Source organism: Collinsella sp. AM28-11LB (genome assembly GCF_003469895.1).
Lineage (GTDB): Bacteria > Actinomycetota > Coriobacteriia > Coriobacteriales > Coriobacteriaceae > Collinsella.
Genome location: NZ_QSKJ01000006.1, coordinates 111,380 through 125,005, shown reverse-complemented (window position 1 = coordinate 125,005; position 13,626 = coordinate 111,380). Strand labels below are relative to the sequence as shown.

The 13,626-nt window shown below is 57.4% G+C and carries 10 protein-coding genes and 6 tRNA genes; all 16 read left to right on the top strand.

Features of this window, described 5'->3' with window-relative positions; translation table 11 throughout:
• Positions 1-3: 3 nt before the first annotated feature.
• The 16 genes from gpmI to DW732_RS05745 all read left to right on the top strand — a co-directional run bounded on the left by gpmI (position 4) and on the right by DW732_RS05745 (position 13,605).
• Positions 4-1,557 carry a 2,3-bisphosphoglycerate-independent phosphoglycerate mutase gene (gpmI, locus tag DW732_RS05820; protein WP_118099038.1) on the top strand — a complete coding sequence of 518 codons (1,554 nt, stop codon included), beginning with the start codon at positions 4-6 and terminating at the stop codon, positions 1,555-1,557.
• A gap of 156 nt (positions 1,558-1,713) precedes the next feature.
• On the top strand, positions 1,714-1,968 hold the full coding sequence (secG, locus tag DW732_RS05815) for a preprotein translocase subunit SecG (protein ID WP_117735340.1): 255 nt from the start codon (positions 1,714-1,716) through the stop codon (positions 1,966-1,968).
• 290 nt (positions 1,969-2,258) lie between these two features.
• Positions 2,259-3,935 carry an ABC transporter substrate-binding protein gene (locus DW732_RS05810; protein WP_118099037.1) on the top strand — a complete coding sequence of 559 codons (1,677 nt, stop codon included), beginning with the start codon at positions 2,259-2,261 and terminating at the stop codon, positions 3,933-3,935.
• A gap of 155 nt (positions 3,936-4,090) precedes the next feature.
• Positions 4,091-5,128 carry an ABC transporter permease gene (locus tag DW732_RS05805; RefSeq protein ID WP_117735338.1) on the top strand — a complete coding sequence of 346 codons (1,038 nt, stop codon included), beginning with the start codon at positions 4,091-4,093 and terminating at the stop codon, positions 5,126-5,128.
• 14 nt (positions 5,129-5,142) lie between these two features.
• Positions 5,143-6,078, top strand: a complete 936-nt coding sequence (locus DW732_RS05800) for an ABC transporter permease (RefSeq protein ID WP_117735337.1) — start codon at positions 5,143-5,145, stop codon at positions 6,076-6,078.
• A 2-nt stretch (positions 6,079-6,080) separates the two neighbouring features.
• Positions 6,081-7,172 carry an ABC transporter ATP-binding protein gene (locus DW732_RS05795; protein WP_117564867.1) on the top strand — a complete coding sequence of 364 codons (1,092 nt, stop codon included), beginning with the start codon at positions 6,081-6,083 and terminating at the stop codon, positions 7,170-7,172.
• On the top strand, positions 7,172-8,200 hold the full coding sequence (locus DW732_RS05790) for an ABC transporter ATP-binding protein (RefSeq protein WP_022094888.1): 1,029 nt from the start codon (positions 7,172-7,174) through the stop codon (positions 8,198-8,200). The genes DW732_RS05795 and DW732_RS05790 overlap by 1 nt, the downstream gene beginning before the upstream one ends.
• A 590-nt stretch (positions 8,201-8,790) precedes the next feature.
• Positions 8,791-8,880, top strand: a tRNA-Leu gene (locus DW732_RS05785).
• 59 nt (positions 8,881-8,939) lie between these two features.
• Positions 8,940-11,285: a GAF domain-containing SpoIIE family protein phosphatase gene (locus DW732_RS05780; protein ID WP_118099036.1), complete on the top strand. Its 2,346-nt coding sequence runs from the start codon at positions 8,940-8,942 to the stop codon at positions 11,283-11,285.
• Positions 11,286-11,366: 81 nt separating this feature from the next.
• Entirely contained in the window at positions 11,367-12,113 is a 747-nt protein-coding gene (locus DW732_RS05775) for an anti-sigma factor antagonist (RefSeq protein ID WP_117735335.1), read from the top strand.
• Positions 12,114-12,218: 105 nt separating this feature from the next.
• Positions 12,219-12,294: transfer RNA gene (locus DW732_RS05770), tRNA-Gly, on the top strand.
• A gap of 35 nt (positions 12,295-12,329) precedes the next feature.
• A tRNA-Cys gene (locus tag DW732_RS05765) sits at positions 12,330-12,403 on the top strand.
• Positions 12,404-12,445: 42 nt separating this feature from the next.
• Positions 12,446-12,521, top strand: a tRNA-Gly gene (locus DW732_RS05760).
• Between the two features lie 144 nt (positions 12,522-12,665).
• Positions 12,666-12,741, top strand: a tRNA-Gly gene (locus tag DW732_RS05755).
• Between the two features lie 3 nt (positions 12,742-12,744).
• Positions 12,745-12,819, top strand: a tRNA-Val gene (locus DW732_RS05750).
• Between the two features lie 156 nt (positions 12,820-12,975).
• Positions 12,976-13,605 carry a 4'-phosphopantetheinyl transferase superfamily protein gene (locus DW732_RS05745; protein ID WP_147326617.1) on the top strand — a complete coding sequence of 210 codons (630 nt, stop codon included), beginning with the start codon at positions 12,976-12,978 and terminating at the stop codon, positions 13,603-13,605.
• Positions 13,606-13,626 lie beyond the last annotated feature (21 nt).

Below are 13,626 nucleotides of genomic sequence, written 5' to 3'. Positions count from 1 at the left end.
CATATGGCACAGCGTCACCTTCCTGCACTCCTGATCATCATGGATGGCTGTGGCCTGGCTCCGGCCGATGGCGAGAACGCCGTCGCCGCTGCCAAGACGCCCTTCCTTGATAGCCTGTACGAGAAGTATCCTCACACCACGCTCGGCGCTTCGGGCGAGGACGTGGGCCTTCCCGACGGCCAGATGGGCAACTCCGAGGTGGGCCACCTCAACATCGGTGCCGGCCGCATCGTCTTCCAGGAACTTTCGCGCATCAACAACGCCATCAAGGATGGCTCCATCGCTAAGAACGAGGTTTTCGTCAAGGCTATGGACGATGTCAAGGCCGAGGGCAAGACCCTTCACGTTATGGGCCTTATGAGCCCTGGCGGCGTTCACTCCCACATGAACCACGTCGAGGCTCTGGTCAAGATGGCTGCCCAGCATGGGATCAAGACCGTTCGCGTTCACGCCTTTATGGATGGCCGCGACGTCGATCCGCAGTCCGGTGCCGGCTACATGAGCGAGTTCTGCGCCTTCCTGGCTAAGATCTCCGAGGAGACCGGTTGCGACGCTCGCGTTGCCACCGTCTCGGGCCGTTATTGGGCCATGGACCGCGATAATCGTTGGGAGCGCATCAAGCGCGCCTACGACGTCATGGTCAACGCGTCCGATGCCGATACCGACCCCGTTGCCGGTATCAAGGCCTACTACAAGAAGGACCCGCGCGGCGACGAGTTCGTCGAGCCCTTCGCTGCCCACAACGAGGGCATCCACGAGGGCGACGCGGCCATCTTCTTCAACTTCCGTCCCGACCGCGCCCGTCAGATGACCCGCGTTTTCACGGACAAGGAGTTCGACGGCTTTGAGCGTGAGCAGATCAAGCTTTCGCACTTTGTGACGATGACCGAGTACGATCCGACGTTTGACGTTGAGGTCGCCTTCCCCAAGACGTTCCCCGAGAACGTCCTGGCCGACGTCATCGCAGCCAATGGCCTGAAGCAGCTGCACACCGCCGAGACCGAGAAGTACGCCCACGTGACGTTCTTCCTCAACGGTGGCATCGAGGAGCCCAAGGAGGGCGAGGAGCGCGTGCTCGTCGCTTCCCCCAAGGTTGCTACCTACGATCTGCAGCCCGAGATGAGCGCTCCCGAGGTTACTGAGAAGCTCGTCTCCGCTATTAACGAGGATCGCGCTGACTTCTACATCGTGAACTTCGCGAACTGCGACATGGTTGGTCACACCGGCGTGTTCGATGCTGCCGTCAAGGCTGTCGAGGCCGTTGACGAGGCTCTCTCCAAGGTTGTCCCGGCGATTCTCGCCAAGGGCGGCTTTGCGCTGATCACCGCCGACCATGGCAACGCCGACCACATGTTTGACGTCGCTACCGACGGTTCTAAGCATCCGTTTACGGCTCACACCACCAACCGTGTGCCGTTCATCATCGTTGATGAGAAGGCCAAGCTTACCGGTATCGAGGACGGTCGTCTCTCCGATATCGCTCCGACCATGCTCACCATTGCTGGTCTCGAGCCTTCCGCCGAGATGACGGGTCGCGTGCTCGCCACCGAGGCCTAAAGAAAACAACTAACGTTTTCTTGTAAGGGGGGTTGTCCACGTCCGGGCAACCCCCTTTTGCGCTATTTCTACCCCGTCCCCAAATGGCAGATGGGGGAGTGCTTGAGGTTGTGGTACAGTACTGAAGTTCGAATTGTTCTATTAAGGAGCTTATCTATGGGTCCGTTCCAGATTCTTCTGTTTGTCGTTTGGGCTGTGTCTGCCGTGGCGCTGACGATTCTCGTTCTGATGCACTCCGGTAAGGGCACCGGTGTTTCGGATATGATCGCCAGCTCTCTGTATAATTCCACCTCTGCCACGGGCGTTATGGAGCAGAACCTGGACCGCCTGACCGTTATCATGGCTGTCGTGTTTGCCGTGTGCGTCGTGCTGTGCATGTTCTTCTTCCCCCAGGGCATCGTGGGCTACTAAGCTCGAGTTGCATATACGCTTGAAAAGGGTTCCGCAAGTGCGGGACCCTTTTTGTTTACATGTTTGTAACAGGGTCAAAATATCCCCACATACTTCGCCTAACTAAAGAAATTCTCGACCGTTAACCGGAATCAGCGCCAAATTGTGCATAAAATGCGCTACTGTATTGCAAACGTTGGCCCGCATTGCATAACCAGCCATAACGGCGGACCGCGTTTGAATGGTTCGATCGGGTTGTCTCGACGTTGCCCAATCGAATTCACTTTGTCCTATCTCATAAGGAGGATGGCATGGCTGATTCTATGTTCCACCAGCCCGTTATGGGTCGTCGCGCCTTTGTCGGCGGCACCCTCGCTGCGAGCTCCATGGCTTTTCTTGCCGCATGCGGCAAGAAGGGCGGCGACGCTTCCGGTTCTGAGTCCGGTTCGACGCTGAACTTCTACATTAACAACCCGGTTTGCATCGACCCCTACAACGTCCAGGAGGATCAGGGCACTCAGGTCAACTACCAGCTGTTCGATGCTCTGACCACCTACGACAACGAGAAGGGCGAGATTGTCCCGCTGGCTTGCGAGTCCTTCGAGGCCAACGATGACGCCACCGAGTTCACCTTCAAGATCAAGAAGGCCAAGTTCCACAACGGTGACGACGTTACCTCCAAGTCCTTCAAGCTCGGTTGGGAGCGTCTGGTCAACACCAAGTCGGCCATCGCTACCGAGTATGGTCCTTCCGAGGTCTCCTATCACCTTTCCATGGTCGAGGGCTATGACGATCTGCTTGCCGGTAACGCTACTGAGCTCAGCGGTGTTACTTGCCCCGACGATGAGACCCTCGTCGTCAAGCTGTCTTCCGCTTACGCCGACTTCCCCTTCGTCGCATCTCACCCGGCTCTGGCCCCGGTTCCCGAGTGCGCCGAGTCCGATGTCAAGAGCTTCTACCTCGCCCCGATCGGTAACGGCCCGTTCATGATGGACGGCAAGTGGGAGGATGGTCAGGAGATCAACCTCAAGAAGTTCGACGATTACTATGGCGACAAGGCCAAGATCGATGGCATCCACTTCCAGGTCATCAAGGACATGGAGACCGCTTACAAGGAGTTCCAGGCCGGTAACCTCGATGTCTGCGACGTTCCCGTTGCTCAGATCGACGCCGCCAAGAAGGATCGCGGCGTGTCCAAGGACGGCTACACCATGGGTGACGGCGAGCGCATGCTGCTCGGCGCCGAGCCTTCCACGTACTACCTGACCTGCAACAACACGGCCGAGCCGTTCAACAACGCTGACCTGCGTAGGGGCATCTCCCTGGCCATCAACCGTGAGGCCATCTGCAAGACCATCTTCAAGGGCACCCGTACCCCCGCCGACGGCATCGTTCCTCCGGGAATCGCCGGCTACAAGGAGGGCGCATGGGAGTTCTGCGAGTACAACGTTGATAAGGCCAACGAGTACCTCGACAAGGTTGCTCCAGCCGGCGCCAACGGCGACCGCGGCATCAACGTGATCCTGTCCTACAACCAGGATGGTGGCCATAAGGAGATCATGGAGTCCATCATCGGTGACCTCGCCAAGGTGGGCGTTACCGCTACTTCCGATACCCCTGAGTGGTCTGCCCTGCTCGAGCAGTATCAGAACTTTAACTATCAGTTCGGTCGTCTGGGCTGGATCGCCGACTACCCGATCATGGACAACTTCCTGTACCCGCTGTTCCACTCCGACTCCCTCGGCGGCGACAACCGTTCCGGTTACAGCAACCCCGAGTTCGACGCTAAGGTTGACGAGGCTCGTACCACGGTTGACGACGATGAGCGTATCGCCAAGATGCAGGAGGCCGACGCTATGGTCGCTGCCGACTGCCCGGTCATCCCGGTGATGTTCTACACGCACACCATCGCCGGCTCCGATCGCATCAAGCACCTCTATGTTGATCCGCAGAAGCACGCCGATCTGGGTACCGCTGAGCTCGCCTAAGAGTTGCAGCTTCCGTGAGGGTCAAGTATTTACGTAGACCTCATGGGAAACATACAGTTCCCCCTAACCTGGGGTAAACTGGCTGATGGTAATTTTGGGATGCCGGTCTGGCGATCGGCATCCCATTTAGGTTAATCCCTAGATAGGGGAGTGGTATGGGTAAGTACATCGTTAAACGTGTGCTTCAGTTCATCCCGGTGTTTTTGGGCGTCACGCTGATTCTGTTCGCCCTCCAGAATATCGTGCCGGGAGATCCGATCAAGCTGATCGGTGGAGACAAGGCTCTGTCCCCCGAGGTGGAGCTTCAGCTTCGCGTTCGCTATCACCTGGTCCAGTCGGACGAGGATGGCAACGCGATTCTTGACGAGAACGGCGACCCCGTTCAAACGTCGCTCGTGGACCGTTACTTGTATTACATGAACGGCCTGCTTCATGGCGATCTGGGCAATTCGTATCAGCGCAAGCTGCCGGTTACGGAAATCTTTGCCCAGAAGTATCCGTATACGGTCAAACTTGCCGCGTGCGCCATCGTGCTCGAGGCAATCATGGGTATCGGTGCGGGTATCATTTCGGCAGTAAAGCGTTACTCCTTCTGGGATATTTTGGTAACGCTGACCACCTCGATCCTCGTTGCCGTTCCTGCCTTCTGGCTCGGTATGTTGTTGCAGCTGTTCTTTGGTGTCATCCTCAAGGATGCCACCGGCGGCGCGTTCTCCATGCCGATCTCGGGTGCTGGTGGTTCCAGCTCTCAGTATCAGGATTGGATGCACTATGTGCTTCCGACCATTACGCTGGCTTCGGTTTCGACCGCCTATGCTGCCCGCATCATGCGCTCGCAGCTGCTCGACGTCATGAACCAGGATTACATCCGCACAGCAAAGGCCAAGGGTCTCTCCAATCGTGCGATCATCATCAAGCATGCGCTTAAGAATGCACTCATCCCCGTCGTTACCTATATTGGTGTCGACTTCGGCGCCATGCTTTCGGGCGCCATCCTGACCGAGACGGTCTTTAACTGGCCCGGTATTGGCTATGAGGTCTACCGCGCCATCAGCATGCGCGACTGGCCCATCGTTATGGGCGGCGTTACGCTCATCGTTGTCGTCGTTATGGTGATCAACCTGCTCGTCGACATTAGCTATGCATTCCTCGACCCGCGCATCCGCCTTGGCGGTCCGTCGGATAAGGCTTAAGGGAGGTACGTCTCATGCAGGAAACTGATTCTCAGTCTCAGGGGCAGGCTACCGCCACCAAGGCCGCATCTGCTCCCGCCAAGTCCCGCACGCTGTGGGGCGACGCTTTCAAGCGTCTTCGTAAGAACAAGCTCGCCGTTATCGGTGTCTGCTGGATCATCATCGTTGTTGTGGTTGCCCTGACCGCCGATTTGTGGGCTAAGCCCTGGCTCGGTTCGCCGACGGCCTCCGACTCGACTACCATGGCCGAGACTTCGCTGTTGGCTCCGTGTGCCGAGCACCCGTTTGGCACCGACTCCCTTGGTCGTGACATTCTCGTCCGTGTTATCTACGGTGCACGCGTTTCGCTTTCCGTCGGTATTATGGCCACCGCCATCTCCACGGTGATCGGTCTGGTCATGGGCGCCCTCGCCGGTTTCTATGGTGGCATCTGGGATACGATCATCATGCGCTGCGCGGACATCTTCCTGGCGTTCCCGTACGTCCTATTCGTTGTCGCCATGATCGCCGTTATCGGCCGTGGTCTTCAGAACGTCTTTATCGCCATCGGTATTCTCGGCTGGCCTTCGATTGCGCGCGTCTTCCGATCCGCGATCCTGACGGTCAAAGAGAACGACTATGTTGACGCCGCTCGCGCTATGGGTGCATCCGATGCCCGTATCGTTATGCGCCATATCTTCCCGAACTCCGTTGCTTCTATCGTGGTCTACGCGACCATGAACATTGGTGGCGCTATTCTGACCGAGTCCGCTCTGTCCTTCCTTGGCATGGGCGTTATCCCGCCTACGCCTTCGTGGGGCTCCATGATTCAGGACGGTCAGCAGTATCTTCTGACTGCTCCCTGGATGATGATCATGCCCGGTCTGGCAATTCTCTCGACGGTGCTCGCCTTCACTCTACTTGGTGACGGTCTGCGCGACGCCCTCGACGTCAAGATGAAGGACGCATAAGGATGAAGAAGAACAAGAACTATGTGGACCTGAAGGACCAGCCGGTTCCCGAGGGCCAGCATCTGCTCGAGGTCGATGACCTTAAGATGTATTTCCACACCGAGGATGGCGTCGTTCGCGCCGTCGATGGTGTGTCCTACACGCTCGATCGCGGTGAGACCCTGGGTGTCGTCGGTGAGTCCGGCTCTGGTAAGTCCGTGACCGCCATGACCATCATGGGCCTTATCTCGATGCCTCCGGGAAAGATTGAGGGCGGTGACGTTCGCTATCGCGGTCGTTCCATCCTCGAGATGACCGAGGAAGAGATGCAACACATTCGCGGTAACGATATCGCGATGATCTTCCAGGATCCTATGACCTCCCTTAACCCGGTCTATAAGATCGGTAAGCAGGTGGGCGAGGGCCTTCGTCTGCACCGTGGCTACTCCAAGCAGGAGGCGCTCAAGCGCGCCACCGAGCTTTTGGACCTCGTTGGTATCCCCGAGCCCGAGAAGCGCGTCAACGAGTATCCGCACCAGTTCTCCGGCGGCATGCGTCAGCGTGTCATGATCGCTATGGCTCTTGCCTGCGATCCCGATATTCTGATTGCCGACGAGCCCACGACTGCTCTGGACGTTACCATTCAGGCTCAGATTATCGAGCTCATGCAGGAGATGCAGGAGAAGAACGGCAACGCCATTATCATGATTACCCATGACCTGGGTGTTGTCGCCGATATGGCCGATAAGATCATGGTTATGTACGCCGGTCGTCCCGTCGAGTTCGGTACTGCTGAGGAAATCTTCTACGAGAGCCGCCATCCCTACACCTGGGGTCTTATCCGCTCCATCCCGGAGCAGGCTATCGATGAGAAGAAGCCGCTTACGCCGATTCACGGCAACCCGCCCTCGCTCATGAACCTGCCCGAGGGTTGCGTGTTCTCGCCTCGTTGCCCCTATGCGACGGACAAGTGCCGCAAGCAGCGCCCCGAGCGCGTTGTTACCGAGTCTGGTCATTACTCTGCGTGCCACTACTCCGGTGACCCCGAGTTCCTCAAGAACGCTCCTGAGACGTCCCGTACCCGCAAGGATTCCAAGAAGGGAGGCGAGGCGTAATGGCAGATACCAACGAGCGTACTCCGCTGCTTAAGGTCGAGCACCTCTCTAAGGAGTTCCCCGCCGAGTCCGGCATGTTCGCCAAGCGCTTCTCCAAGCGTGTCGTCTCTGCTGTGAATGACATTTCGTTCGAGATTTATCCGGGCGAGACCTTTGGCCTGGTCGGCGAGTCTGGCTGCGGTAAGTCCACCACGGGCCGCACCATCATGCGCCTGACCAAGCCGACGGCAGGCAAAGTGTTCTTCCAGGGCAAAGACGTTGCCGAGATGAGCAAGCACGAGATCAAGGATATGCGTCGCGAGATGCAGTTCATCTTCCAGGACCCCTATGCTTCGCTCAACCCTCGCATGACCATCGGCGAGATTGTTTCTGAGCCCATGACCATTCATGGCGTGGGTACCAAGGAAGAGCGTATCGAGCGCGTCCGCGAACTGCTGGACGTCGTCGGTCTGAACCCCGAGCACATCAACCGCTATCCGCACGAGTTCTCGGGCGGCCAGCGCCAGCGTGTCGGCATCGCCCGCGCGTTCGCTCTGAAGCCCAAGCTGATCATCTGCGACGAGCCCGTCTCTGCACTTGACGTATCCATTCAGGCCCAGGTTCTGAACCTTCTTAAGGAGCTCCAGGATAAGTTCGGTACGGCTTATCTCTTCATTGCTCACGACCTCTCTGTCGTGCAGCACATTTCTGATCGCGTTGCCGTTATGTATCTGGGCAAGATGGTCGAGGTTTCGGACTGGAAGACGCTCTACAGTGAGCCGCACCACCCGTACACGCAGTCGCTGCTGTCTGCTGTGCCGGTGCCCGATCCGGATATCCAGAAGACCCGCAAGCGCATCATTCTCGCTGGCGATCCGCCGTCGCCGCTGGATCCGCCGACCGGATGCCGTTTCCACACGCGCTGCCCGATCGCGCAGGGCATCTGCTCCGAGAAGCTTCCTGAGTTTAAGGAAGTCGCCCCGGGTCACTGCTGCGCGTGCCACTTCGCCGAGCCGTTCCCGATCAAGGAATCGCACATCGACCTGTAGTCGGTTGTTATTGTCCGGGCCCGCCCTGGTGTTACTTTTCAGAACGTCTTCGGACATGTCGGAAGCCCCGCTGCGCGCTACGCGCTGCGGGGCTTCCTCCGTCCTGCGGAGTGTTCTGAAAAGTAACACCAGGGCGGGCCCTACGTTAACTCGGCAGGGGGAGTGCGATTCCTCGCTCGCTCACTTAATCTAATGGGAAAGTTAGTGAGGCCGGAGCTTTAGCTCCGGCCTCCCCATATAACGGCTCGGCAAAGCCGAGCCACTAAATTTATATCAGCCCCAGAACATGTTTGAGAACTGTGCTTGAAGAACGTGGACATAGGTCCCGAATCGGTGTTGCCTCCCGGCGCATTCCGCAGGGGGAGCGATATTTTGCAGCACGAAGTGCAAAGCAAAATATCGCTCATGCCCGAGGACGCGCCGGGAGGCAATACCGATTCGGGACCGGACATACGAATCTACCTGTGCAATTACAAATTCGTAAACTTTTTTGAAAAAAGTGCTTGCGCAGCTCTCGAAACATAGGTTATTATCTTCCTCGTTGAACGCGCGGGTCCAACAAAACGAACCGCGAATCAACAACATAGCATGTCGGAGTGGCGGAATTGGCAGACGCGCTAGCTTGAGGTGCTAGTGACCGCTTTTTGGTCATGCGGGTTCAAGTCCCGCCTCCGACACCATCGCATTTGAGGAGCCTCTTCGGAGGCTTTTTTGTTACCGATAGACGGTGAGGTTCACGATGGAAACGCTTGAGCGCAACGAGTGGGCAGACGTTGCCCAGTTGGTCGAGATCACGAGCGATGCGGTCATCATCTGCGAGCTCGACGGAACCATTTTGCATGTGAATAATCGATTGCTCGACCTGATGTGTGAAGAGCGTCCCGATGTGATCAATGGCGACGTTAAAGATCTCTTGTACTCTTCGGCATTTGAGCGCGCGACAGAGCACCGTCTTCCGTTTGAGATCAATGGAACCGAGAGCGAGTTGATGCTCAAGCTAAGCGACGGTTCCTTTATTCCCGTCCTCGTTCGTGCCGGCTCGGTTACACCGCCTCGCATCTTTGGCCGCCGCGCGCCGCGCGTCCTGGTGGCGCTCCATAGCATCGAAGAACAGTATTCGCACGATCGTCAGCTCAAGCGTGCGCTATCGGAGCTCAGGGTGGCGAATAAGCGCCTCTCGGGCACGTTGTCTGTCATTATGAGCACGGTGGGCTCCGATGAACTACCTAGTTTGCTGGATACCGTTTTGAATCAGCTCGTGGGGACGCTCGATGCATCGGGTGCTGCTATTTATTTTTCTGAGAGCGGCGGGTTTAAGCTTCGCGGCGTTTCTAAGGAGCTGCATGACAGCTACCTGCCCGAGTTTATGCCGTATGGCGCAGGCATCCCGACGTATGTGCTTCGCGAGTCGCGTGCGTGCCGCTTGTCGATTCAACAGGACCTGGAGGGCGATCGAGTCGCCTCGGGCATGTTCATGGACTTGGACAATCGTTCTAAGCACCTGCTACGCGTGCAAGATATGCCCCCATATCGTAGCGAGATCTGCCTTCCCGTGTTTTACGGCACTCAGGTTCTTGGCGTATTGGAGGTCGGTTGGAAACGTCCGCAGGCGCCGCTTGCCTATGACGTCAACGTGCTCGAAGTCATTTGCGATTACCTGTCCATTCAGCTGGTCGGCATGGCATCGAGCCTGCGTTCGCGTCGTACGGCAGAGCTCGGCCGCTCGCTCAATGTGCTGCGTGATGAGTTGTTTGCCTATCTTGATGATCCTGTTGCCGCCTCGCGTGCTGTGTCATCGGAAATCTGCGCCGTGCTCAATTGTCATTTCTGCCCCGTGGAGTATGATGCGGGCCTCGAATCCTATGTCATCGATTTTGAGGGCGGCAGTCGTGTGGCGTTGCCGGGCGATCCGGAGTTGCTCTTCTTTTCTGTCACGACGCCAGCGGCGCGCCTGGGGGCAACTTCTGATGGGTTCGAGACATCGGTGCTGGGCGGGACGAGCGCTGACGACCTCAAGCACGTGCGTCTAACGCGTGTGGACGAATCCACGCCTATGGGTACATGGCTGAGGGCTCACGGCCTGCCGTGCCAGGGACTATATGTCGACTCTGGTATCGAGGCGGGGCGCTATCGCTTGGAGGCGGATGGCAAGCGAAGCAACGATGCGATTGTTCCCGCTGATGTCGCCAAGGGACCGACGACGCGCGCCTTGCTGCTCCGCGATGGCAGCCAGGAGCCAATCGACGATCTCGAATACGACTACATGGTGCATTTGGCGCACGACTTTGAGTTGATCTATGAGGGCGAGTCTCAAAAGCGCGAAGAGCGCCATATCGCTCAGACGCTTCAGATTGGCATGAGAAATTCGCTTAGTGACGTTCCGGGTATCGCAACCGATTCGGTATACCTATCGGCAACGAATTCGGCGTTGGTCGGCGGCGACTTCTATACGCTTGTTCGTCTTCCCGACGATTGCGCCGTTATGATTTTGGGTGATGTGTCCGGCAAGGGAATCGAGGCGGCGTCGATGTCGGCGCTCGTTAAGACAGCGTTGACGGCTTATGCCTGGGAGGGCGCGGGGCCCGCACGCATGGCCCGCTCGCTCAATAGTATGCTCATGGGCTTTTCGAGGGTCGAGACGTTTGTGACGGCGTTTATCGCCAAGATCGATCTTAAAGCGGGCCGAGCTACCTATTGCTCGGCGGGACATCCTCCCACCATGGTCATCAGACCGTCGTCGACGCCGCTTGGCGGCACGGAAGCCCGAGGGGGAGAGGTGGAGCTCCTTGGGTGTCAATCGGGCGTAATCGGTGCCTTTGAAAGCATGGTGTACGAGACGGGCGCCTTTACGTTCGCTCCTGGTGACATGCTCTTTATGTATACCGACGGAACGATTGAAGCACGCGATTGCTCGGGTGCTTTCTTTGGCGAGCAGCGCCTTCGCGACCTTCTGCTCTCTGTCTCGGGTGAGGGCGTATCGGGAATCTGCGGTAAGGTCTTGGGCGAGCTTGACCGCTTTACCGAGTCGGCGCTGGACGATGACATCGCGCTGGTTTCCCTTGAATTTTTACGAGGTCGATCGTAGACCGCGACGCTTGACGGGCAAAATCTTCGCAGTTACAGATACGTATGCATCGAGCGAACTCTTTTGGGGAACCATGGTCGTATGAATGAGTGGAATGACATAGCGGTTTTGACGCCACCGGGCGATATCGACATCGCCTCGGTGACCGCGTTGCGCCGACGGTTGGATAATTTGATCGGCCGGGGCGTGCGTCGTGTTGTCATCAATTGCCAGACTGTGAGCTTCATCGATTCGACGGGCTTGGCGTTTTTGCTCACGCGTGCCAGGGAGCTCATGAGGCGCGAGGGCTTGCTTTCGCTTGTTAATGCGTCCGATGAGGTCGTTCGCTTTTTGGAGATTGCCCGACTTGTCGACATCCTCCATGTTGCAGGGCCGCCGCGCGAGTCAATTCCTGCCATTCCGGTGGGGGAGTTGCCGCGCTGGAGCAAGAGCGTCGAGGTGCGCCAGGGCATCGAGAATCTTCCGTACTACCGACACCGTATTGCCGAGCTGCTTGAATCGCTTCCGCTGCGTCGTGACGAGCGCTATGACGTCGCATTGGCATCGGGCGAGGCGCTGGGCAACGCGTATGACCATGCGGACGGTATCGGATGCATCCTGACGGTTCAGGCCTACGGCGATCGCGTCGTGATTGAGGTCGTCGACCGTGGGGCGGGCTATTCGATCGACGGGTCGAGTGAGCCGGTTACGACTGAGGAACGCGGGCGTGGAATCAAGCTCATGCGCATGTTGGTCGACAACGTGGAGGTTGCCCGTCGTACGGATGGTGCCGGTACGCGCGTTCGGATGGTCAAGCTGTTTAGCGGAACGTTGGAATCGTGCGCCTAGTAAATCGTTTTGACATGTTTATCTGCCAAGAGCATGTGGCGGACAACTTTTTTGAAAAAAGTACTTGCGTCTTTTGGGCAACTCGCGTAAATTAATAACCCGCAAGCGGACATGGCTCAGTTGGTAGAGCACAACCTTGCCAAGGTTGGGGTCGCGGGTTCGAGCCCCGTTGTCCGCTCCATTGCATTTCCGGACCGTCTCAAGCGGTCCTTTTTCGGCGAAGTGGCCAAGTGGTAAGGCAGAGGCCTGCAAAGCCTTTACCCCCGGTTCGAATCCGGGCTTCGCCTCCAGGCAACATCCGGGCGCTCCGGCGCCCGTTTTGTTTTACATATGCGGACATGGCTCAGTTGGTAGAGCACAACCTTGCCAAGGTTGGGGTCGCGGGTTCGAGCCCCGTTGTCCGCTCCAAGCGCAACAGCCCGACTACCACGGTAGCCGGGTTTTTTCGTACCCGTTGTTTCGTACCCGTTGCTTGGCCTCGAACTTTTTTCAAATTATTCGAAAATAGTTCTTGCATTTGGGTGGATCATCCCGTATATTAAATCCTCGCAGGCGGACATGGCTCAGTTGGTAGAGCACAACCTTGCCAAGGTTGGGGTCGCGGGTTCGAGCCCCGTTGTCCGCTCCATTTGGGCGTTTAGCTCAGGGGGAGAGCGCTTCCCTCACACGGAAGAGGTCAGAAGTTCAAATCTTCTAACGCCCACCAAATGTTCGCAGCTCAGAGGCTATGTCCTCTGGGCTGTTTTGTTTTGGTCGCCAAATGGGTCGCCAAATCGCCGGCAAAAGGTACCTCGATTCATGAAAGAGCGGTTCTGAGCGTCTGTTTAGCCTTGTCATCTCAATCGAGTGGGGGTTGACCATTTTGAATATAACCGTACATCTCGTTGATGTTTCTGCGATCGATCTCGGCGAGACCGTTGATATGGCATTAATCGCGGGACGCTATGCCTTACGTGCTTCCAACGGTGATCTCCCAATTGCGTCTCGGAGGGAAGCTGCAGGCGTGGGTCTGCTGCTTCGCGACGCCCTGGGTGTCTTCGACGACACCCAGCTTGCGCGTTCTGCTTTCGGCAAGATCGAGCTTGCGGATGGGGAGGCACCCTCTATTTCCATTTCACATGGTGGAGGCATGGTTGTCCTCGCTGTTTCCGATGTTGCTCGGTCGGTTGGAGGACCTATTGGCGTGGATATCGAGGCGATCGATGAGATTGCTCCCGTTGCGGTTGGGCGTATGGTGAACGATGACGAGCGCGCGTGGATTAACGCTGCTCCCAATTTGCAAGAACGCAATCTTCGCATGAGTCAGACGTGGACGAGCATCGAGGCCATCCTCAAGGCTGAAGGCGTGGGGTTTTCGATTGACCCTCGCAAAGATGGCATGCCCGGCGGATGGAATACTTCGTCGGTGACATACGGTCGCTGTCTCATCTCTTGTGCGGCACGCTCTAAGCCTCGTATCGTCGTCAAGGAGCATGCCTTTCGGGTAGCATAGGAGCCAATCGCCAATAGGGAA